The organism is Variovorax paradoxus (genome assembly GCF_030815975.1).
Lineage (GTDB): Bacteria > Pseudomonadota > Gammaproteobacteria > Burkholderiales > Burkholderiaceae_C > Variovorax > Variovorax paradoxus_N.
In genome coordinates, this window is sequence record NZ_JAUSXL010000002.1 from 3136465 (window position 1) to 3158599 (window position 22135).

21 protein-coding genes are annotated in these 22135 nt (G+C 68.3%); 20 read left to right on the forward strand and 1 reads right to left on the reverse strand.

The features are described 5' to 3' along the window. Nucleotides 1–61: 61 nt before the first annotated feature. Nucleotides 62–373, forward strand: coding sequence for a hypothetical protein (locus tag QFZ47_RS18490; protein ID WP_307657000.1), 312 nt, complete (start codon nucleotides 62–64; stop codon nucleotides 371–373). Between the two features lie 32 nt (nucleotides 374–405). Here QFZ47_RS18490 and QFZ47_RS18495 read toward each other — a convergent pair whose 3' ends face one another. Then, nucleotides 406–1599, reverse strand: coding sequence for a patatin-like phospholipase family protein (locus QFZ47_RS18495; RefSeq protein ID WP_307657001.1), 1194 nt, complete (start codon nucleotides 1597–1599; stop codon nucleotides 406–408). 102 nt (nucleotides 1600–1701) lie between these two features. On the opposite strand from QFZ47_RS18495, the gene apbC reads away from it, so the two are divergent. From apbC to QFZ47_RS18590, 19 genes are all read left to right on the forward strand, one after another. Continuing rightward, nucleotides 1702–2793, forward strand: a complete 1092-nt coding sequence (gene apbC, locus QFZ47_RS18500; protein WP_307657002.1) for an iron-sulfur cluster carrier protein ApbC — start codon at nucleotides 1702–1704, stop codon at nucleotides 2791–2793. A gap of 14 nt (nucleotides 2794–2807) precedes the next feature. Next, a complete protein-coding gene (locus QFZ47_RS18505; RefSeq protein ID WP_307657003.1) occupies nucleotides 2808–3752 on the forward strand; it encodes a LysR substrate-binding domain-containing protein in 945 nt (314 codons plus the stop codon). A 258-nt stretch (nucleotides 3753–4010) separates the two neighbouring features. Continuing rightward, nucleotides 4011–5756, forward strand: coding sequence for an NAD(P)H-dependent oxidoreductase subunit E (locus tag QFZ47_RS18510; protein WP_307658969.1), 1746 nt, complete (start codon nucleotides 4011–4013; stop codon nucleotides 5754–5756). Between the two features lie 61 nt (nucleotides 5757–5817). Then, the gene (gene fdhF, locus QFZ47_RS18515; RefSeq protein WP_307657004.1) at nucleotides 5818–8691 is read left to right on the forward strand and encodes a formate dehydrogenase subunit alpha; all 2874 of its coding nucleotides are present in this window, start codon (nucleotides 5818–5820) and stop codon (nucleotides 8689–8691) included. Nucleotides 8692–8774: 83 nt separating this feature from the next. Next, nucleotides 8775–9122: a winged helix-turn-helix domain-containing protein gene (locus QFZ47_RS18520; RefSeq protein ID WP_021008748.1), complete on the forward strand. Its 348-nt coding sequence runs from the start codon at nucleotides 8775–8777 to the stop codon at nucleotides 9120–9122. 111 nt (nucleotides 9123–9233) lie between these two features. Continuing rightward, complete coding sequence (gene modB / locus QFZ47_RS18525) at nucleotides 9234–9917, forward strand: molybdate ABC transporter permease subunit (RefSeq protein WP_307657005.1); 684 nt, start codon at nucleotides 9234–9236, stop codon at nucleotides 9915–9917. Nucleotides 9918–9946: 29 nt separating this feature from the next. After that, on the forward strand, nucleotides 9947–10696 hold the full coding sequence (modA, locus tag QFZ47_RS18530) for a molybdate ABC transporter substrate-binding protein (RefSeq protein ID WP_307657006.1): 750 nt from the start codon (nucleotides 9947–9949) through the stop codon (nucleotides 10694–10696). Then, nucleotides 10693–11478, forward strand: coding sequence for an ABC transporter ATP-binding protein (locus QFZ47_RS18535; protein WP_307657007.1), 786 nt, complete (start codon nucleotides 10693–10695; stop codon nucleotides 11476–11478). The genes modA and QFZ47_RS18535 overlap by 4 nt, the downstream gene beginning before the upstream one ends. Nucleotides 11479–11521: 43 nt before the next feature. Further along, a complete protein-coding gene (locus QFZ47_RS18540; RefSeq protein ID WP_307657008.1) occupies nucleotides 11522–12067 on the forward strand; it encodes a DUF3305 domain-containing protein in 546 nt (181 codons plus the stop codon). Further along, nucleotides 12060–12716, forward strand: coding sequence for a DUF3306 domain-containing protein (locus QFZ47_RS18545; protein WP_307657009.1), 657 nt, complete (start codon nucleotides 12060–12062; stop codon nucleotides 12714–12716). The genes QFZ47_RS18540 and QFZ47_RS18545 overlap by 8 nt, the downstream gene beginning before the upstream one ends. Next, on the forward strand, nucleotides 12640–14778 hold the full coding sequence (locus QFZ47_RS18550) for a 4Fe-4S dicluster domain-containing protein (protein WP_307657010.1): 2139 nt from the start codon (nucleotides 12640–12642) through the stop codon (nucleotides 14776–14778). The genes QFZ47_RS18545 and QFZ47_RS18550 overlap by 77 nt, the downstream gene beginning before the upstream one ends. After that, entirely contained in the window at nucleotides 14775–15392 is a 618-nt protein-coding gene (locus QFZ47_RS18555; protein WP_307657011.1) for a TorD/DmsD family molecular chaperone, read from the forward strand. The genes QFZ47_RS18550 and QFZ47_RS18555 overlap by 4 nt, the downstream gene beginning before the upstream one ends. Nucleotides 15393–15505: 113 nt before the next feature. Then, nucleotides 15506–15736: a formate dehydrogenase gene (locus QFZ47_RS18560; RefSeq protein WP_307657012.1), complete on the forward strand. Its 231-nt coding sequence runs from the start codon at nucleotides 15506–15508 to the stop codon at nucleotides 15734–15736. A gap of 15 nt (nucleotides 15737–15751) precedes the next feature. Beyond that, nucleotides 15752–18742, forward strand: coding sequence for a formate dehydrogenase subunit alpha (locus tag QFZ47_RS18565; RefSeq protein WP_307657013.1), 2991 nt, complete (start codon nucleotides 15752–15754; stop codon nucleotides 18740–18742). 9 nt (nucleotides 18743–18751) lie between these two features. Beyond that, nucleotides 18752–19375 carry a formate dehydrogenase FDH3 subunit beta gene (gene fdh3B / locus QFZ47_RS18570; protein ID WP_093015025.1) on the forward strand — a complete coding sequence of 208 codons (624 nt, stop codon included), beginning with the start codon at nucleotides 18752–18754 and terminating at the stop codon, nucleotides 19373–19375. After that, nucleotides 19372–19629: a hypothetical protein gene (locus QFZ47_RS18575; RefSeq protein WP_307657014.1), complete on the forward strand. Its 258-nt coding sequence runs from the start codon at nucleotides 19372–19374 to the stop codon at nucleotides 19627–19629. Before fdh3B ends, QFZ47_RS18575 begins: the two co-directional genes overlap by 4 nt. 11 nt (nucleotides 19630–19640) lie before the next feature. Next, nucleotides 19641–20855: a formate dehydrogenase subunit gamma gene (locus tag QFZ47_RS18580; RefSeq protein WP_307657015.1), complete on the forward strand. Its 1215-nt coding sequence runs from the start codon at nucleotides 19641–19643 to the stop codon at nucleotides 20853–20855. Continuing rightward, nucleotides 20852–21265 (forward strand): hypothetical protein, encoded by a 414-nt coding sequence (locus QFZ47_RS18585; RefSeq protein ID WP_307657016.1) that lies wholly within the window; start codon nucleotides 20852–20854, stop codon nucleotides 21263–21265. Before QFZ47_RS18580 ends, QFZ47_RS18585 begins: the two co-directional genes overlap by 4 nt. Beyond that, nucleotides 21262–22134 carry a formate dehydrogenase accessory sulfurtransferase FdhD gene (locus QFZ47_RS18590; RefSeq protein ID WP_307657017.1) on the forward strand — a complete coding sequence of 291 codons (873 nt, stop codon included), beginning with the start codon at nucleotides 21262–21264 and terminating at the stop codon, nucleotides 22132–22134. Before QFZ47_RS18585 ends, QFZ47_RS18590 begins: the two co-directional genes overlap by 4 nt. Nucleotide 22135 lies beyond the last annotated feature (1 nt).

Genomic DNA, 22135 nt, shown 5'->3' on the forward strand with positions numbered 1-22135 from the left:
GGACGATCCATTTGTCATGAAGCACACGTGTCCGAGCTGCCGCAAGCCGGGTGTCGGCGAGATGGCCAAGCGCTGGTCGAGCCGCGGCGCCCCTGCCACCTGCGAAGCCTGCGGCGGCCTCAGCCATGTACTGGCAAGCACTTCGAACGGCATCTGGGCGACGGGTGTGGTGATTGTCGTGGCGTCGCTGATCGGTGCGCTCGGCCTGCATTCCTTTTTGCTTTTCTTCAGCGGGCTGGTGCTTGCCATTGCCTGCAATCTGCGGGCGTGGAAGCGCGCGAAGCTGGTGCCGATCTCGAAGGAAAGTGTGGCCCATGCGAAGACGGCGAACTGGTTTCTTGCGGGTATCTTCGTGCTCTTCGGACTCAATTAGCCGCAGACGGCAGCAGTGCGCGCTGATCTGCTTCAAACAACCGCATCCCACCCGAAGAACCGCAGCACCTCGCCCTGCTGGCGCATCGTGTCGGCCCGCCCGAGCGCCATCAACTCGCGCGTGTAGCCGGCCTCGAACAGCAGGTAGCTCGCGAGCGCGCCGCCCTTCACGTCGGCTGCAACCTTGGAGCCGCCCAGCAGATGGCGCACCGCGCCGGGCAGCGCGTCGACGTGGCGTGCCGCGATCACGTCGAGACGCTCCGACGGCGCGATCACCAGCAGGTCGAGTGGACGCAGCGAGCTCGACCTGCGCGCTTCCTCCGGAATGAGGCCGAGCGTGTGGTTGATGCGCCGCAGGCGCTCGATGTCCACCGCCAGCGCGTCGAGAAAGATGCTCGACAGCGCATGGCCCGCGATCTGCGCCATGGTGGGGTAGCCGCTGTAGGTGTTGGGCGCGTCGGCCTCGCGCGGTTCGTGCATGCGGCCCGCGCCGATCACCAGGATGCGCCGGGCGCCGAGGTGGATCGCCGCCGCAATCGGCGCCGACTGGCGCATCGAGCCGTCGCCGAAATACTCGGTGTGCCCCTGCATCGGCAGCGCCGTGGCCGGAAACACGAAGGGAATGGCCGACGAGGCCAGCAGGTGCGCATGGCTGATGCGGTCGCGCACCGACAGCCGCTGCGAGCGCACCCAGGGCTCCATTGGCACCGCGGCCTCGAAGAAGGTGACGTGCTCGCCCGAGCTGTAGCTCGATGCGGTCACGGCCAGCGCCTGCAGATGGCCTTCCTGCATGAGCTGCGGCAGGCGCTCGAGCGGCACCATCCGCGCCAGCAGGTCGGCCAGCGGCGCGTTGTCGAGCAGCGAGCGCGGCTTGATGCGCATCCAGTTGGCGGCAAAGCGCCCGAGCCCGAGCAGCATGCGCCAGCGCGTGCCGCTGCCGATGACCGAGAGTGAATCGGCGCGGTAGACCTGCCCGGCGTGAAAATCGCGCCAGACCTGCGCGATGCGCTCGACGGCCCCTTCGAAGTCGTCGGCGCCGCAGGCCAGCGCGGCCGCGTTGATGGCGCCGGCCGAGGTGCCCGTGATCACTTCGAAGGGATTGCGCTGGCCGCCAAAGCCCGCCACGCGCCGGATCTCGGCAATGGCCTCCAGCACGCCGACCTGGTAGGCGGCCCGGGCGCCGCCGCCGGTAAGCAGGAGACCGGTGGCGGGGGGCGTCTCTGGCATTGGATGGGTGTTGTTGTCCCCGGTGGGGGAAAGGCGAAGCGTGCGCACCCGGGGGCGAGCCATGAGACCCACTAGACTACCCGCCATTCAGGAGTTAGATCAATGGCACTCACCCCAGAAGGGATCATGGACGCGCTCAAGGCCGTCGCAGATCCCAACACCGGCAAGAATTTCGTGGCGACCCGGTCGCTCAAGAACCTGCAGATATCGGAGGGCGACGTGTCCTTCGACCTCGAGCTCGGCTATCCGGCCAAGAGCCAGCACGCGGCCATGCGCAAGGCGCTGGTGGCGGCCGCAAAGACGGCGCCGGGCGTGAGCAACGTCTCGGTCAACATCACGACCAAGGTCATCAGCCATGCGGTGCAGCGCGGCGTGCAGCTGATGCCCAACGTCAAGAACATCATCGCGGTGGCCTCGGGCAAGGGCGGCGTGGGCAAGAGCACCACGGCGGCCAACCTGGCGCTGGCGCTGGCGTCCGAAGGCGCGGCCGTCGGGCTGCTGGACGCCGACATCTACGGCCCGAGCCAGCCGATGATGCTGGGCATCGAGGGCCGGCCCGAGAGCGAGGACGGCAAAACCATGGAGCCGCTCGAAAACCACGGCGTGCAGGTCATGTCGATCGGCTTCCTGGTCGACCAGGACGAAGCCATGATCTGGCGCGGCCCCATGGCCACCCAGGCGCTGGAGCAGCTGCTGCGCCAGACCAACTGGAAAGACCTCGACTACCTGATCGTCGACATGCCGCCCGGCACCGGCGACATCCAGCTCACGCTCAGCCAGCGGGTGCCGATGACCGGCGCGGTGATCGTCACCACGCCGCAGGACATCGCGCTGCTCGATGCCAAGAAGGGCATCAAGATGTTCGAGAAGGTCGGCGTGCCGATCCTGGGCATCGTGGAAAACATGGCGGTGCACATCTGCTCCAACTGCGGCCACGTGGAGCACATCTTCGGCTCCGAAGGCGGCAAGAAGATGGCCGAGCAGTACCAGATGGAGTACCTGGGCGCGCTGCCGCTGGACATCAACATCCGCCTGCAGGCCGACAGCGGCAAGCCGACCGTGGTGGCCGACCCCGATGGCGAAGTGGCCGGCATCTACAAGGCCGTTGCGCGGCAAGTGGCCGTGGGTATTGCCGAGAAGGCCAAGGACTTCTCGGCGAAGTTCCCCACAATTTCGATCAGCAAGAACACCTGATCGGCGGCGCGCCCGTGAATCTTCTCGCGTCGATGCGCTATCTCGTTGCGCTCAGCGAGCACAAGCATTTCGGACGCGCGGCGCAGGCCTGCCACATCACGCAGCCGGCGCTGTCGAATGCGCTGCGCTCGCTCGAAAGCGAGTTCGGCGTGGTCATCGTCAAGCGGGCGCGCGCGTACGTGGGCCTCACGCACGAAGGCGAACGGGTGCTGGCCACGGCGCAGCGCATGCTGCGCGACAACGAGGTGCTGCAGCAGGAGCTGCGCAGCGAAGAAGGCCATCCGCGCGGGCGGCTGCGCATGGCGGCGGTGCCCACCGCCATTCCGATGCTGTCGCGCTTTGCCGCGATGCTGCACGAGCTGCACCCGGGCATCGTGCCGGCGGTGCTGTCGATGAGCTCGCAAGACCTGGAAACGGGGCTCGAAAGCCTCTCGGTCGACCTGGCGCTCGGCTACACCGAGCGCATGCATTTGCCGGGCATCAAGCTCACGGCATGGCCGCAGAGCGTGGAGCACTACTTTCTGCTGCGGCGCGCGGCCAAGCCATCGGCCGACCGGCTGCGCATCGGCCGGCCGGTGTCGTGGGCTGAGGCCGGCAAGCTGCCGCTGTGCCTGCTCACGCCCGACATGCACAACCGCTCCATCATCGACCAGGCGCTGCGCGACGCCGGCATCGCGCTGGAGCCGGCCATCGAAACCAACTCGGTACTTACCCTTGCATTGGCCGTGCTCGCGGGCACCGTCAGCAGCGTGCTGCCGGGGTCGATGGTCGCGGCCGTGCGCAGCTACCGCGAGCTGGAGGCGCTGCCGCTGGTGGGGCCCGAGGTCAAGACCCCGCTGGGCTTCATGACCCAGACCGGCGTGCGCCCCTCGCGCGCGCTCGATGCCGCGCTGGTGTTCCTGCAAACGCCGGCGTGGCGCGAGCAGGTGCGGCTGCACAGCGGCGCGCTCGGCGAATAACCGGCCGGCGAAGCGGGCCATCGGCCCGTGTTTCGACCCCGTGCCGGCCATTTAGTTATTGAATCGATCGATGCGCCGATCGAATTTGACGCGCCCGGGGCGGCCCCACACACTCGGTCAGCCTTCAAGCATTGATGGGGGCATTTCCGAGACATCGAAAAAAAGGCCCAGGCAGTGAACAACCACCCAGCCACGACCCGCGAGACAACCACGGCGACTCCAACGCACACCATCGTGCCGCTCGCCACCGCCGACGAGATGCGCGAGCGCATCCGCCGCAAGAGCAAGCTCAAGGGCCGCCAGCCTGAGGAGGCGGCGCTCGTCGAAGTGCGCACGCTGATCGGTGCGCGTCCGGCCGAGGGCCACCGGCGCGACCTGCTCATCGAGCACCTGCACAAGCTCAACGACGCCTTCCGCTGCTTGCACGACCGCCACCTGGTGGCACTGGCGCGCGAAATGAACATCCCGATGGCCGAGGTCTACGAGGTCGCGACCTTCTATCACCACTTCGAGGTGGTGCGCGGCGACGAGGCCGTCCCGGGCCTGACCGTGCGCGTGTGCGACGGCCTGGCCTGCGAACTGGCGGGCGCCAAGGATCTGCTGGCGCGGCTGCCTGCGCTGCTCGGCGCCGAAGGCAGCGATGTGCGCGTGATCGCCGCGCCCTGCGTCGGCCGCTGCGAGCAGGCGCCCGCGGTGGTGGTCGACCAGCAGGCCGTGCCGCTTGCGACGGAAGACAAGGTGCTGCAAGCCCTGAAATCCGTGCCGGACGAAGCTTCGGTCGCCTATTTCGACGCTGCCGCGTTCGCGCAGAAAAGCATCTCGCCGCTGCCCGGCGCGGTCGAGCGCATGCCGGCCTTCACCGACTACGCCACCTACCGCGCGCACGGCGGCTATGCGCTCGCCGCCGCGCTCGTCAACGGCGAGCAGGACGCCGAGGCCATCATCAAGACCATGGAAGACTCGGGCCTGCGCGGCCTGGGCGGCGCGGGCTTTCCGGCCGGGCGCAAGTGGCGCATCGTGCGCGACCAGCCCGCGCCCCGGCTCATGGCCGTGAACATCGACGAGGGCGAGCCCGGCACCTTCAAGGACCGCACGTATCTTGAGCGCGATCCGCACCGCTTTCTCGAAGGCCTGCTGGTGGCGGCGCAGATCGTCGGCATCGAGCAGTGCTACATCTACCTGCGCGACGAATACCACGACTGCCGCGCGCTGCTCGAAACCGAGCTGGCCCGGCTGCAGGCCGATCCGCCCTGCGCGCTGCCGCGCATCGAGCTGCGGCGCGGCGCGGGCGCCTACATCTGCGGCGAAGAGTCGGCCATGATCGAAAGCATCGAGGGCAAGCGCGGCGAGCCACGCATGCGCCCGCCGTACATCGCGCAAGTGGGCCTGTTCGGCCGCCCGACGCTGGAGCACAACTTCGAAACCCTCTACTGGGTGCGCGACATCGTCGAGAAGGGCGCCGCCTGGTTCAGCGGCTTCGGCCGCCACGGCCGCAAGGGCCTGCGCAGCTTCAGCGTGAGCGGCCGCGTGAAGCACCCGGGCGTCAAGCTCGCGCCCGCGGGCATCACGGTGCAGGAACTCATCGGCGAATACTGCGGCGGCATGCTCGACGGCCACTCGCTCTATGCCTACCTGCCCGGCGGCGCGTCGGGCGGCATCCTGCCGGCGCGCATGAACGACATCCCGCTCGACTTCGACACGCTGCAGCCCTACGGCTGCTTCATCGGCTCGGCCGCCGTGATGGTGCTGAGCCAGCACGACCGCGCGCGCGACGCCGCGCTCAACGTGATGCGCTTCTTCGAGCACGAGAGCTGCGGCCAGTGCACGCCGTGCCGCGTCGGTACCGCCAAGGCCGCGGCGCTGATGCACGCGCCCGTGTGGGACAACGCCACGCTCGAAGACCTCGCGCAGGTCATGGGCGACGCCTCCATCTGCGGGCTCGGCCAGGCGGCCCCCAACCCGATTCGCTGCATCCAGCAATACTTCCCCGAGGAGGTGGCATGAGCGCCGCGCCGGGCCGCCCCAAGCAAGCTCGCACCGCAGTGCGAAGCACGAAGGTATTCCAATGAACGCTCCCACGAAACTTGCGGAGCTGATGCCGCAAACCATCGAATTCACGCTCGACGGCCAGCCCATCCAGGCCTTCGACGGCGAGACCATCTTCAAGGCTGCCGAGCGCCACGGCGTCGACATTCCCCACCTGTGCTTCAAGGACGGCTACCGCCCCGACGGCAACTGCCGCGCCTGCGTGGTCGAGGTGAAGGGCGAGCGCACGCTGGCACCCAGCTGCTGCCGCAACGTGACGGCCGGCATGGAGGTGCAGGCCACCAGCGAGCGCGCCCTCAAGAGCCAGAAGATGGTGGTCGAGATGCTGCTGTCCGACATGCCCGACAACGGCTACAAATGGATCGGCGACGACGCGACCCAGCAGCACGGCGAACTCAGCGCCTGGGCGAAGAAGCTCGACATCGCGGTGCGGCCCGAACTCAAGGCGCTGCGCCGCGAGCAGCCGAAGGCCGACATCTCGCACCCCGCGATGGCCGTCAACCTCGACGCCTGCATCCAGTGCAACCGCTGCGTGCGCGCCTGCCGCGAAGAGCAGGTCAACGATGTCATCGGCTACGCCATGCGCGGTGGCGACAGCAAGATCGTGTTCGACCTCGACGACCCGATGGGCGACAGCACCTGCGTGGCCTGCGGCGAATGCGTGCAGGCCTGCCCGACCGGCGCGCTGATGCCCAAGAGCCACATGGGCTCGCAGCAGGTCGACCGCAAGGTCGATTCGGTCTGCCCGTTCTGCGGCGTGGGCTGCCTCGTGACCTACAACGTGAAGGACGAAAAGATCGTCAGCGTCGACGGCCGCGACGGTCCGGCCAACCACAACCGCCTGTGCGTGAAGGGCCGCTTCGGCTTCGACTACGCGCACCACCCGCAGCGCCTGACCAAGCCGCTGATCCGCAAGCCCGGCATGCCGAAGGACTTCGGCGATGCGCCGCGGCCTGGCGACTGGAGCGAGTATTTCCGCGAAGCCACCTGGGAAGAAGCGCTGGCGCTCACCAGCGGCAAGCTCTCGCAGCTGCGCGACACCTACGGCGCCAAGTCGCTCGCGGGCTTCGGCTCGGCCAAGGGCAGCAACGAAGAGGCCTACCTGTTCCAGAAGCTCGTGCGCACGGGCTTCGGCAGCAACAACATCGACCACTGCACGCGGCTGTGCCACGCCTCCAGCGTGGCGGCGCTGCTCGAAGGCGTGGGCTCGGGCGCAGTGAGCAACCAGGTCAACGACGTGGAGCATGCGGGGCTGATCTTCGTCATCGGCTCCAACCCCACGGCCAACCATCCGGTGGCCGCCACCTGGATGAAGAACGCCGCCCAGCGCGGCGCCAAGATCGTGCTGGCCGACCCGCGCCGCACCGACATCAGCCGCCATGCCTGGCGCACGCTGCAGTTCAAGGCCGACACCGACGTCGCCATGCTCAACGCGCTGATCCACGCCGTGATCGACGAAGGCCTGGTCGACCAGGAGTTCGTGCGCACGCGCGCCAGCAACTACGACGCGCTGCGCGAGAACGTCAAGGGCTACAGCCCCGAGGCGATGGCGCCCATCTGCGGCGTGCCGGCGGAAACGCTGCGCGAAGTGGCGCGCGCCTTTGCCAGCGCCAAGGGCGCGATGATCCTCTGGGGCATGGGCATCAGCCAGCACGTGCACGGCACCGACAACGCGCGCTGCCTCATTGCGCTGGCCACGGTTACGGGGCAGATCGGCAAGCCCGGCTCGGGCCTGCATCCGCTGCGCGGACAGAACAACGTGCAGGGCGCGAGCGACGCGGGCCTGATCCCGATGATGTTTCCCAACTACCAGCGCGTCGACAATCCGGCGGTGCATGCCTGGTTCGAGAACTTCTGGGGCACGCCGCTCGACGCGACGCCGGGCTACACCGTGGTCGAGATCATGCACAAGGCGCTCGCGCCCGACAGCGATCCGCACAAGGTGCGCGGCATGTACATCATGGGCGAGAACCCGGCCATGAGCGACCCCGACCTGAACCATGCGCGCCATGCGCTCGCGAGCCTGGAGCACCTGGTGGTGCAGGACATCTTCATGACCGAGACCGCGTGGCTCGCCGACGTGGTGCTGCCCGCGAGCGCCTGGCCCGAGAAGACCGGCACGGTGAGCAACACCGACCGCATGGTGCAGCTCGGCAAGCGCGCGCTCAACCCGCCGGGCGATGCGCGGCCCGATCTCTGGATCATCCAGCAGATCGCCAGCGGCATGGGCCTGCAGTGGAACTACGAGGGCGAGGAATCGGGCGTGGCCGCGGTCTACGAGGAAATGCGCCAGGCCATGCATGCGGTGATCAGCGGCATCAGCTGGGAGCGGCTGCAGCGCGATTCGAGCGTGACCTACCCCTGCCTGAGCGAGGACGACCCGGGCCAGCCGACCGTGTTCATCGACGACTTCCCGACCGCCGACGGGCGCGTGAAGCTGGTGCCCGCCGACATCATTCCGGCCGACGAGCGGCCCGATGCCGAGTACCCCTTCGTGCTCATCACCGGCCGCCAGCTCGAGCACTGGCACACCGGCAGCATGACGCGCCGCGCCTCCGTGCTCGATGCGCTGGAGCCGATGGCCACCGCTTCGATGAACCAGTCCGACCTGCAGAAGCTGGGGCTCGAGGCCGGCGACGTGATCACCGTGCAGTCGCGGCGCGGCGAGGTGGCCATCCACGTGCGGCGCGACGACGGCACGCCCAGCGGCGCGGTGTTCGTCCCCTTCGCGTACTACGAGGCGGCGGCCAACCTGATGACCAATGCCGCGCTCGATCCGCTCGGCAAGATTCCGGAGTTCAAGTACTGCGCGGTGCGCATTGCGCGCGGCGGCCAGCCGATGGCGGCGGCCGGCTACGGCACCGGGTCGGGCGTGCCCGCGGCGGTGGACTGAGGGCGGGCAGGGCGGCGAGGGCGGGGGCCATGGTTTAACCTTGGCACCAAGCTCCCGCACCGCTCCCTCGCATCACCACCGGCATGAAAACCAGAGTCCAGTTCCGCCTGCGCATCTACAGGGACGACAGCATCGCCATCGGCCCCGGCAAGATCGCCGTGCTGGAGGCGGTGGCGGAAACCGGCTCGATCTCGGCCGCGGCGCGCCAGCTGGGCATGTCGTACCGGCGCGCCTGGATGCTGATCGATGAAATGAACCACGCCCTGAGTTCCCCGGCCGTGAACACCGCGGCCGGCGGCTCGCGCGGCGGCGGCACCGCGCTCACGCCGGTGGGCGAGGAAATCGTCAAGCACTACCGCGCCATCGAGAACGCCGCGCGCCTGGCCACGGCGGCCGACGTGCGCGCACTGACGCGCCTGCTGGCGCCCTGATCCTTTTTCCCGCGCTGTATCCGAAGGGATATCGGCGCCATCCTCCCGCACCCGCCACGGACGCCCTTTCAGGGGGAGTGTCCGTTCGTGCAACAATTGCGTTGTATCTTCATGAATACGACGAACTCCCTCCTCGCCTCGGCCGACTGGTTCCCGCTGGTGCTGTCGCTCAAGGTGGCCGCGGTCGCGACCCTGCTGGCGCTCATCGCCGGCGTGGCGCTGGGCTGGGTGTTCGCGCGCAAGCGTTTTCCGGGCCACACGGTGCTCGAGGCGGTGTTCATGCTGCCGCTGGTGCTGCCGCCCACGGTCATCGGCTACGCCATACTGGTGGCGGCGGGGCGCCACAGTCCGCTCGGCAGCTGGCTGCGCGAGCATTTCGACTACTCCATCATCTTCAGCTGGCATGGCGCCGTCGTCGCGTCTGCCGTGGTGGCGCTGCCGCTGGTGCTGAAGTCGGCCAGCGCCGCCTTCGCGGGGGTCGACCGCTCGCTCGAAGCCGCCGCCAGCACGCTGCGCCAGTCGCCGTTCTCGGTTTTTTTGCGCGTCACGCTGCCGCTGGCCTGGCCCGGCATCCTGGCAGGCACGCTGCTCGCGTTCGCGCGCGCCATGGGCGAGTTCGGCGCCTCGCTGATGGTGGCGGGCTCCATTCCGCAGCAGACCCAGACCCTGTCGATGGCCATCTACGACGCGGTGCAGGCCGGCCACGACGATCTGGCGCTGCTGCTGGTGGTGGTGACCTCGCTGTTGTCGGTCACCGTGCTGGTGCTGTCGAACCGGTTTTTCTCGCTGCGCTGACCGCCTCACCCCCAATCTGAAAAACCAGCATGCGTCCGTTCCGTCTCCTGTCCCTTGTCCTGGCCGTGGCGCTGCCGCTGGTCGCAGCGGCGCAGCAGATCACGGTGTCCGCGGCCGCCAGCCTGACGGACGCGTTCAAGGAGCTCGGCCCGAAATTCGAGGCCGCGAAGCCGGGCGCCACGGTGCGCTTCAATTTCGCGGCGTCGGGCGTGCTGCTGCAGCAGATCGCGCAGGGCGCGCCGGTCGACGTGTTCGCGAGCGCCGACCAGGAGACGATGGGCCGCGCCGCCGAGCAGAAGCTCGTCGATGCGGCCACGCGCCGGAACTTCGCGAGCAATGCCCTGGTGCTGATCGAACCGGCCAAGGATGCGGTCGGCATCAAGTCGCTGCAGGACCTTGCCGGCGCGGGCGTCCGGAAAATCGCCGTCGGCAAGACCGCCACCGTGCCGGTCGGCCGCTACACGCGGCAAGTGCTGGAAGGGGTAGGGCTCTGGACCGTGCTCGAGCCCAAGTTCGTGCAGGCCGACAGCGTGCGCCAGGTGCTGGACTACGTGGCCCGCGGCGAGGTCGAGGCCGGTTTCGTCTACCGCACCGATGCGGCCGTGATGAGCGAGAAGGTCCGGGTCGCCTTCGCGCCAACGACCACCATGCCGGTGAGCTACCCGATCGCGGTGGTCGCCGAAAGCCGGCAGAAGGCGCTGGCCGGCGATTTCGTGGCCTTTCTTTCCAGCGATGCCGCGCGCGAGATGCTCGCGCGCCACGGTTTCGGCAAGCCATGATCGACGTCGACCTGAAGCTCACGGTCACCGACGGCACCCGCCGCTTCGACCTGGCGGCGCGATTCGCGACCGACGTGCCGTTTGCCGCGCTCTACGGCCCCTCGGGTGCGGGCAAGACGCTCACCTTGCAGGCCATCGCGGGGCTGCTGCATCCTTCCGCGGGCCATGTGCGGCTCGACGGCCGCACGCTCTACGATTCCGCCCGCGGCATCGACGTGCCCGCGCCGGCGCGGCGCATCGGCTACCTGTTCCAGAACTACGCGCTGTTTCCGCACCTGTCGGTGCGCGAGAACGTGGCCTTCGGCCTGACCGCCTGGCACCGGCGCCGGCTGCCGCCGCGCGAGGCCGGGATGGTGCAGTCGCTGCTCGAAGGCTTCGGCCTGGCGGCGCTGGCCGACAGCCGGCCGCAGAAGCTCTCTGGCGGCCAGCAGCAGCGCGTGGCGCTGGCGCGCGCGCTGGCCTGCCAGCCGCAGGTGCTGCTGCTCGACGAACCCTTTGCCGCGCTCAACCCCATGCTGCGCAGCGAATTGCGCCAGGAACTCGCGCAGGTGCGCCGCCAATGGGGCATTCCGGTGCTGATGATCACGCACGACATCGAGGACGTGCTGGCGCTGGCCGACGTGGCCTTCGTCTACAACCACGGCCAGGTGGTGCGCGAGATCGACCTGCACAACGCGCAGAGCCGCGATTTCGCGCTGCGCGAGGCGGGCGGCGTGCCGGCTGCCGAGGCCACGCCGCTGCACCGCAAGCTGCGCGCCCTGCTGCTGCAGGACGCAGGATGACCCTCGGCGCGAAAGCGGCATCCGGCAGCGCTACGATCGCCGCATGAATCCTTCCATCGATGTTGCCGTCGTGATGCGCCGCGAGCGCGTCGACAGCCGTTGGCAATCCTGGCGCTGGATTCTCGAAAGCGTCGGCCCCGACCAGCCCGGTTTCGGCACCGAGCCGCGCCTGCTCGAAGCGAACGAGGGCGCGCAGCGCTGGCTGCATCCGGGTTTCAAGACCGAGCTGTTCCGCGACGACGTGGAGGGCTACCACCTGAACGCCACCACGCCCGCGCCCTGCTGGTTCGTGCTGTGGCGCATGGAGGAAGAACCCACCGTCGCCGGCGAGCCGATCGCGCGGCCAGTGGTGGTGAGCCTCAGCTACAACGAGGCCGGCCGCTGGCTCGATGCGCAGGAAACGGTGGAGCAGGTGCCTGCGCCCGACGAGGTGATCGAGTGGATGCGCGGTTTCGTGCAGGTGCACTACGTGATCGAGCCCAAGCGCCGCAAGCGGCCCGAGAGTTTCCGTCCGCTGGTCGACCGCTTCGGCAATGCGGCCAGCGTGTCGACCGAGAAGAAGCGCGGGCGCGGAGCGGGCGATGTCTGAGAATTTCTTCGACCGCTGGTCGCGGCGCAAGAAGGAAGCGCGCGAAGAGGTGCCGCCTGCTCCCGCCGTGCAAGAGATGGCAGAGGCGGGCGGTGCGCGCATCGAAACCGCAACGCCGCTGTCCGCGGCGCCGAGCCCCGCGGCCGGCCTTCCCGCCGAAGGGCAAGGGGAAATACCCCCACCCACGCTCGCTGAAGCAGAAGCGCTCACGCCCGAGTCCGACTTCCGGCCCTTCATGGCCAGGAACGTTGCGCCCGAGGTGAAAAACACCGCGTTCAGAAAGCTCTTTGCCGACCCGCAGTTCAATGTGATGGACGGCTTGGACACCTACGTCGACGACTATTCCAAATCGACGCCCATCCCCGACAGCGTGCTGCGCCAGATGGCCAGCGCCAAGTTCCTCAGGCTGTTCGAGCACGAGGAAGAAGCCGAGGCGCAACAGCAGGAACCCGCCGCCCCCGCGGAAACCCCGCACGGCGCCGCACCGCCGGACGTGGCACAGTCCGAGCCTCCGGAGGAATTCCTCCCCAGCCAGCAGGTTGCAAATGCGCAACCAGCAAGCCAGAAGACCGATGACCACCACGCTGATCTGCGACTGCAACCAGACGATGCCGCTCGAGCCGAAGACGCTCGGCGCGGCGCTGGCTGAGTCGCTGCCCCTTCACTCCACCCTGTGCCGCCGCGAGGCACCGGCTTTCCAGCGCGCCATCCGCTCGGGCGACGACGTGGTGGTGGCCTGCACGCAGGAGCGCCGGCTGTTCACCGAGCTGGCCGAACAGACCGAAGGCGCGACCTCGCCGATCCGCTTCGTGAACATCCGCGAAACCGGCGGCTGGAGCCGCGACGCCAAGAGCGCCAGCCCCAAGATCGCCGCGCTGCTGGCCGTGGCCCATCTGCCCGAGCCTGATCCGGTCTCGACGGTGAGCTACGCGAGCCAGGGCCGGCTGCTGATCGTCGGCCCGCTCGACCAGGCCGAGAAGGCCGCGGCGCTGGTGGCCGATTCGCTGCAGGTCTCGATTTTTTCCACCGGCCCGGGCGCCACCGGCGGCGCGCAGGAACGGCGCTGGCCCGTGATGGCGGGACGCATCGCATCGCTCACGGGATGGCTCGGCGCCTTCTCGCTGCGGTGGACGCGCGACAACCCCATCGACCTCGACCTGTGCACGCGCTGCAACGCCTGCCTCGGCGCCTGCCCCGAGCAGGCGATCGGGCTCGACTACCAGATCGACCTGGCCAAGTGCACTTCGCACCGCGACTGCGAAAAGGCCTGCAGCGTGGCCGGCGCCATCCACTTTGGCCGGGCGCCCGAAACGCTCGATGCCGGGTTCGACCTGGTGCTCGACCTCGGCGCGAACGCGCTGATCGACTGGCATGCGCCGCCGCAAGGCTATTTCCACCTGGCGGGCGGGCTCGCGCATGCCGAAGGTCTTTCGACCCTGCTGCGCCTGCGCGAGCTGGTGGGCGAGTTCGAGAAGCCGAAATTCTTCGACTACAAGCAGAAGCTCTGCGCCCACAGCCGCAACGAGGTGGTGGGCTGCAACGCCTGCGTCGAGGTCTGCTCGGCGCATGCCATCTCGAGCGACAAGGAGCGCCAGCGCATCGTCGTCAATCCGCAGCTCTGCGTGGGCTGCGGCGCCTGCACCACCGTGTGCCCGACCGGCGCGCTGGGCTACACCTATCCGCGCACGCCCGACCAGGGCCGCAAGCTGCGCACGCTGCTGGCCACCTATCTTGGCGCCGGCGGCCGCGACGCCACGGTGCTGCTGCACAACGAAGAAGGCGGGCAGGCGCTTGTCGAACAACTCGGCCGCGCGGCCCAGCTGGGGCGCGGCAAGCCCGACGGCCTTGGCGGCGTGCCCGCGCATGTGCTGCCGGTGGCGCTGATGCATGTCGCGAGCACCGGCATCGACCTGTGGCTCAGCGCCGTGGCCTTCGGTGCCTCGCAGGTGGCCGTGCTGTCCACCGGCGAGGAGGCGCCGCAGTACCTCGATGCGCTGAAGGAGCAGATGGCCGTCGCGCAGGCGCTGCTCGCGGGCCTGGGCTACACCGGCACGCATTTCCACCTGATCGAGGCCGGCTCGCCGGCCGCGCTCGATGCGGCCCTGGCCGGCCTGCGCGCCACGCGCCAGCGCGTGCCCGCCACCGCGGCGCGCTTTGCCGTGGGCGCCGAGAAGCGCGGCACGCTCGAGATGACGCTCGACCACCTGATGGCGCAGGCGCCCGCGCTTTCGGCGCCATCGAACGATGCTGTCCCACCCCTTGCAATTCCACTGCCCGCCGGTTCCCCCTTCGGCGCGGTCACGGTGAACAAAGACAGCTGCACGCTGTGCCTGGCCTGCGTCAGCGCCTGCCCCGCCAGCGCCTTGCAAGACAACCAGAACGCGCCGCAGCTGCGCTTCATCGAGAAGAACTGCGTGCAGTGCGGGCTGTGCGAAACCACTTGCCCCGAGAACGCGATCGCGCTCGTGCCGCGGCTCCTGGCCGCGCCCGAGCGCAAGCAGCCCGTGGTGCTCAACGAGGCCAAGCCCTGGGCCTGCATCCGCTGCAGCAAGCCCTTCGGAACGCAGAAGGCCATCGAGGCGATGCTCGGCAAGCTCGCGGGCCACGCCATGTTCCAGGGAGAGGCGCTCGAGCGCCTGAAGATGTGCAGCGACTGCCGGGTGATCGACCTGTACAGCGCGCAGAACGAAATGAAGATCACGCAGCTATGAGCCAGTTTCCGGTGACGACCTCGGCCCTCGACGAGGAAATTGCGCGCGCCGAGGTCTACGGCCTGCTCGCGCGCCTCTGGTACGCGGCGCCCGATGCCGACCTGCTCGGTGCCTTCAGCGTGGCGCCGACCGAGGCGCCCGCGGCCGGTGCGTTCCTCGAGGAGCCCTGGCGGCAGCTGGTTGGCGCGGCGCGCGGCACCGACGCGGCCGCCGTGCATGCCGAGTACGACGCGCTCTTCGGCGGCATGGGCAAGCCCGAGATCTACCTGTTCGGCTCGCACTACCTGAGCGGCTTCCTCAACGACAAGCCGCTCGCGCAGTTGCGCACCGACCTGGCGCGGCTGGGGCTCGCGCGCGGCGAGGCCGTGTCCGAGAGCGAAGACCATGTCGCCTGCCTGTTCGAGGTCATGCGCTACCTTATTGCCGGCGACGACGCGGCCGTGGCCAACCTCGCGCAGCAGCAGGCTTTTTTCGCCACCCACCTGCAGCCGTGGCTGCCGGCGCTCTGCAATGCGGTGGCGCAGCACCCGAAGGCGCATTTCTATGCGTCGCTGGCCGGTTTTACTTGCGCTTTCGCCGAAATCGAGGTCCAAGGCTTCGACATGCTCGGCTGATTGACCTTTTCACAGGGAAAGCTCGATTGTCGGAACCAAGGGTCTAGACTAGTATCCAGATGTACGAAGATCAGCTCACATCTGATTTGCCCCCAGCCACTCCTGGAGATCACATGCAGGACAGCCAAGCGGCCGGCACCAAGCCGGCCTCGCGTCGAGGTTTCTTTCTAGGTGCCGCCAGCGCCGGTGCAGCGGTTGCCGCGGTTTCGGTGCTTCCCAAGGTCGCCCCGGCCCCAGCGGCCGTCGAGGCCGTTGCGCCCGCGGCGAAGCCCGCGCCTGAAAAAGGCGGCGGCTACTCGCTGAGCGAACACGTCAAGCGCTATTACAAGACCGCTTCGGCCTGAAGCGGAAGGTCCAAGATGTTGCTGACCAAGAAAACAGCCCCCGCGAACCATGTCTCGCGGCCAGGGGAGCGCGAGTCGTCCTCCCCCTTCATTCACAGCCTGCGGCGCGGCCTTTCGGGCGCGCTGCCCACCATGGACCGGCGCGCCTTCCTGCGGCGCTCCGGGCTCGGCGTGGGCGTGGGCCTGGCCGCGGGCCAGCTCACGCTGATGCGCAAGGCCGAGGCGGCCGGCGACGCACGGCCCGCCGCGGTGGGCGCCGGCAAGGTCGAGATCAAGCGCACTGTGTGCTCCCACTGCTCGGTCGGCTGCGCCTCCGATGCGGTCGTCGAAAACGGCGTCTGGGTGCGCCAGGAGCCGGTGTTCGATTCGCCGATCAACCTGGGCGCGCATTGCGCCAAGGGCGCCGCGCTGCGCGAGCACGGCCATGGCGAATACCGGCTGCGCTATCCGATGAAGCTGGTCAACGGCAAATACGAGCGCATCAGCTGGGACACCGCGCTCAACGAGATCACCGCCAAGCTCAAGGAACTGCGCCAGGCCAGCGGACCCGATTCGGTCTACTGGATCGGCTCGTCCAAGCACAGCAACGAGCAGTCCTACCTGCTGCGCAAGTTCGTGAGCTTCTGGGGCAGCAACAACTGCGACCACCAGGCGCGCATCTGCCACTCGACCACGGTCGCGGGCGTGGCGAACACATGGGGCTACGGCGCCATGACCAATTCGTACAACGACATGCGCGGCGCCAAGGTGGCGATGTACATCGGCTCCAACGCCGCGGAGGCCCATCCGGTCAGCATGCTGCACATGCTCCACGCCAAGGAGCATGGCTGCAAGATGATCGTAGTCGATCCGCGCTTCACGCGCACCGCGGCCAAGGCCGACGAATACGTGCGCATCCGCTCGGGCTCCGACATCGCCTTTCTCTTCGGCATCCTGCACCACATCTTCAAGAACGGCTGGGAAGACAAGCAGTACATCAACGATCGCGTCTTCGGCATGGACAAGGTGCGCGAAGAAGTGCTGGCCAAGTGGACGCCCGACAAGGTCGAGGAGGCCTGCGGCGTGAAAGAGGCGCAGGTGCTCAAGGTGGCGACCTGGCTCAACGAGAACCGCCCCGGCACCGTCGTGTGGTGCATGGGCCAGACGCAGCACACCATCGGCAACGCGATCGTGCGGGCCTCGTGCATCCTGCAGCTCGCGCTCGGCAACGTGGGCAAGTCGGGCGGCGGCACCAACATCTTCCGCGGCCATGACAACGTGCAGGGCGCCACCGACGTGGGCCCGAACCCCGATTCGCTGCCCGGCTACTACGGCCTGGTCGAAGGTTCCTGGAAGCACTTCGCCGCCACCTGGGGCGTCGACTTCGAGTGGATCAAGGGCCGCTTCGCGTCGCCCGCGATGATGAGCAAGCCCGGCATCACCGTGTCGCGCTGGATCGACGGCGTGCTCGAGAAGAACGAGCTGATCGACCAGGACTCGAACCTGCGCGGCGTGTTCTATTGGGGCCATGCGCCCAACTCGCAGACGCGCGGCCTCGAGATGAAGCGCGCCATGGACAAGCTCGACCTGCTCGTGGTGGTCGATCCCTATCCTTCGGCCACCGCTGCCATGGCGGCCATGCCCGGCAACCCCGACGATCTCAACAAGAACCGCGCCGTCTACCTGCTGCCCGCGTGCACGCAGTTCGAGACCAGCGGCTCCGTCACGGCGTCGAACCGCTCGCTCCAATGGCGCGAGAAGGTGATCGATCCGCTGTGGGAGAGCCGCAGCGACCACATGATCATGCAGCAGTTCGCCGACCGCCTGGGCTTCGGCAAGGAACTCAGCAAGAACTACAAGATGCAGAAGGTCAAGGGCATGGACGAGCCCCTGCCCGACGACATCCTGCGCGAGATCAACAAGACCTGCTGGGCCGTCGGCTACACCGGCCAGAGCCCCGAGCGGCTGCAGGCGCACATGCGCAACATGGACGCCTTCGACGTGCGCACGCTCAAGGCGAAGGCCGGCGTGAAGGACAAGGTCAACGGCTACGACATCACGGGCGACTACTTCGGCCTGCCGTGGCCCTGCTACGGCACGCCCGAGCTCAAGCACCCGGGCTCGCCCAACCTGTACGACACGTCCAAGCACGTGATGGAAGGCGGCGGCAATTTCCGCGCGAACTTCGGCGTGGAGCGCGACGGCAAGAACCTGCTGGCGGAAGACGGCTCGCATTCGCTCGGCGCCGACATCACTACCGGCTACCCCGAACTCGACCACGTGCTGCTCAAGAAGCTGGGCTGGTGGGACGAGCTCACCGAGGCCGAGAAGCCGAAGGCCGAGGGCAAGAACTGGAAGACCGACAGCTCGGGCGGCATGATCCGCGTGTTCATGAAGAACCACGGCTGCCACCCCTTCGGCAATGCCAAGGCGCGCGCGGTGGTCTGGAACTTCCCCGACGCGATCCCGCAGCACCGCGAGCCGCTCTACGGCAACCGGCCCGACCTGATGGCCAAGTACCCGACGCACGATGACAAGATGGCGTTCTGGCGCCTGCCCACGCTCTACAAGAGCGTGCAGCAGAAGAACATCGCCGACAAGGTGCACGAGAAATTCCCGTACGTGATGACCTCGGGCCGGCTGGTCGAATACGAGGGCGGCGGCGAGGAAACCCGCTCGAACCCCTGGCTCGCCGAGCTGCAGCAGGAGATGTTCATCGAGATCAACCCCAAGGTGGCGGCCGAGAAGGGCATTCGCAACGGCGAGCGCGCCTGGGTGCACACGCCCACCGGCGCCAAGCTCAACGTGCAGGCCCTGGTGACCGAGCGCGTGGGGCCCGACACGGTGTTCATGCCGTTCCACTTCTCGGGCCATTGGCAGGGCGTCGACATGCTCGGCTACTACCCGGCAGGCGCGGCCCCCGTGGTGCGCGGCGAGGCCATCAACACCGGCACCACCTACGGTTACGACAGCGTGACCATGATGCAGGAAACCAAGACCACGGTCTGCAACGTGGAAAAGGCATAAGGTAAAGCAATGGCACGAATGAAATTTGTCTGTGACGCCGAGCGTTGCATCGAGTGCAACGGCTGCGTCACGGCCTGCAAGAACGAGAACGAAGTGCCCTGGGGCGTGAACCGCCGCCGCGTGGTCACGCTGAACGACGGGGTGCCGGGCGAGAAGTCGATCTCGGTGGCCTGCATGCACTGTTCCGACGCGCCCTGCATGGCCGTGTGCCCGGTGCAGTGCTTCTACCGCACCGAAGAAGGCGTGGTGCTGCACGACAAGGACGTGTGCATCGGCTGCGGCTACTGCTCGTACGCCTGCCCCTTCGGCGCGCCGCAGTTTCCGTCGCAAGGCACCTTCGGCGTGCGCGGCAAGATGGACAAGTGCACTTTCTGCGCCGGCGGCCCCGAGGCCAACGGCTCCGAAGCCGAGTTCGAGAAGTACGGCCGCAACCGGCTCGCCGAAGGCAAGCTTCCGGCCTGCGCCGAGATGTGCTCGACCAAGGCGCTCTTGGCCGGCGACGGCGACGTGGTGGCCGACATCTTCCGCACCCGCGTGGTCCAGCGCGGCAAGGGCGCCGAAGTCTGGGGCTGGGGCACCGCCTACGGCTCGCAGCAGGCGGGCACGCCGCCGGCCGGTGGAGTGCAGAAGTGAAGCGCCGCCAGGGCCTCGTCTTCGCGGGCGTTGCGCTGGTCGCAACGTGCCTCGCGGCCTGCGGCGAGAAGCCGCAGACCAATGCGCAGGGCGTCAAGCACGACGCCGTGCCCTGGAGCGGCACGGGCACGAAGGAGAACGCCGGCACGGTGTTCACCGCGCCCGGCTGGAAGGTCGGTGACAAGACCGCCTGGCAGCAGCAGCTCAAGACCCGCGCGCAGAACGGGCAGAACGAATACAACAAAGAGAACTGAACGGAGCGCCCATGAAGCAAGTGCTGACCGCTCTGGTTCTTTGTGCCGCGCTGGGCTCGGCCTTCGCGCAGGCGCAGCCGCCGGCCGCCCCTGGAACGACAGCTGCACCTCCCGCAGCCACGGCCGCGCCGGAGCCCGCCGCGGGCGGCATCCGCGGCCAGAACATCTTCGAGGTCAAGCCCGAAGCCAGCGCCGACCCCAACTACGCGAACCAGACCAATGGCGAGCGCATGAAGGTGCAGCCCGGCAACAACGCGCCGATGTGGCGCCAGGTGGGGCAGGGCGTGACCGGCTACAGCAGCCTGCCGAAAAGCGAGGCGCCCGAGGCCGGCAACCTGATCCAGCCGTTCGTGCAGTACCCGGGATCGCGCTTCACCAATGCCGGCGAGGCCTGGCGCCAGGTGCGCAACGACTGGATCATTCCCTACGGCGCCGCGCTGCTGTTCGTCGTGCTGCTGGCACTGGCCATCTTCTATTTCACGCGCGGCCCCATTCGCCTGCATGGCCAGGAAACCGGCCGCAAGATCGAACGCTTCACGCCCTTCGAGCGGGCAACGCACTGGTCGAATGCCACCGCCTTCGTCACCCTTGCGCTCTCCGGCATCGTGATGGCTTTCGGCAAGTTCTTCCTGATGCCGTGGATGGGTGCTGCGCTCTTCGGCTGGATTGCCTACGCGCTCAAGAACGTCCACAACTTTGTCGGGCCGCTGTTCGTGGTGACGACGGTGTTCATGGTCTTCACCTTCATCCGCGACAACCTTCCGCGTGCCAGCGACCTCCAATGGCTCGCGCGCTTCGGCGGCCTCTTCGGCGGCAAGGAAGTGCCGTCGCACCGCTTCAATGCGGGCGAGAAGCTGGTCTTCTGGGGCGGCGTGCTGTTTCTCGGCCTGTTCGTCATCGGCTCGGGGCTCTTCCTGGACAAGCTGCTGCCGGGCTTCGTCTACACGCGCGGCGAGATGCAGGTGGCGCACATGGTCCACGGCATCGCAACCTTGCTGATGATGGCGATGATCATGGGCCACATCTACATCGGCACGCTCGGCATGACGGGCGCCCTCAAGGCCATGCGCACCGGCTACGTCGACGAGACCTGGGCCAGGGAGCACCACGAACTCTGGTACGACGACATCGCCGCGGGCAAGATCCCTGCGCAGCGCACGGTGCCCGCCGATTCGGCCGCACCCGCCGCGCGGCCCGTGAGACCCGCCGAAGGAACGCCCTCATGAAGCTGCCGTTGAATCTCATTTCCGCATCGCTGCTGGTGCTCGCGCTGGCCGCGCCCGCGGCATGGGCCAAGCTGCCACCGCCGCCCGCCACCCCCGAGGCCAAGGCCAAGGCCGCCGAGACCGCTGCCAAGACCGCCTGGAGCGGCAAGGTCGATGCCTTCAAGCTGTGCCAGGCGCAGGACCGCGTCGCGGCCAAGTACCGCGCGAGCGCCACGGCGGCCGGCAAGCCGGTGCCGGCCGCGCCCGCCACGCCGCCCTGCGCCGATCCCGGCCCCTTCGCTTTCACGCCGCCAGCGGAGGCCAAGCCGATCGAGGCTTCGGGTGCGCATTCGCCGGCCACCACGGCCGCATCGCCTCCGAGCACCACGCAGCCTGCCGCCACCACCAATCCCACGCCGAAGGCGCAGTGACGACGCCGCTGTCGTTGCCGCTCCCACGTCTCACCCAGGCCCGCGCCGCGCTGACGCGCGAGGTCGAGGTGGTCGATGAGCATGGCGCGCGCGGGACCGTTTCCATTCCCGCCGAGCGCGATCTCACGGTGTATGTGGACCGGCGCGAACTCGTCACGCTGATGACGCTCGGCGCCCAGCCGGAGCTGCTGGTGCTGGGCTACCTGCTGAACCAGCGCCTGATCGAAGCGGCCAGCGACGTCGAATCGGTCACGGTCGATTGGGAGGTCGGTGCCGCCGCGGTCAAGACGCACGCGGGCATCGACCGCATCGAGGAGCGCACCGCAAAAAAAGTGGTGACCACCGGCTGCGGCCAGGGCAGCGTGTTCGGCGACCTGATGGCCGACATCGACAGCCTCGAGCTGCCGCCCACGCGCATGACGCAGGCGCAGCTCTATGCGCTGGTCAACGCGATCCGGCTCCAGGAGAGCACCTACAAGTCGGCCGGGTCGGTGCACGGCTGCGCGCTGTTCACGCTCGAGCCCGGCGGCACGGAGGTCACGATGCATTGCTTCGTGGAGGATGTGGGCCGCCACAACGCCATAGACACCATCGCGGGCTGGTGCGCCATGCAGCCGCCGGATGCGCTGGCAGGCGACCGCGTGTTCTACACCACCGGCCGGCTCACGAGCGAAATGGTGATCAAGTCGGCACAGATGGGCGTGCCCATCGTGGTCTCGCGCAGCGGCATCACGCAGATGGGCCACGAGGTGGCAACGCGCGTGGGCCTGTGCGCGATCGGCCGCGCGACCAACCGGCACTTCGTCTGCTACGCGGGCGTGGAGCGGCTGGTGCTGCAGCCGGAACTCGCGCGCCGCAGCCCGGCATAGT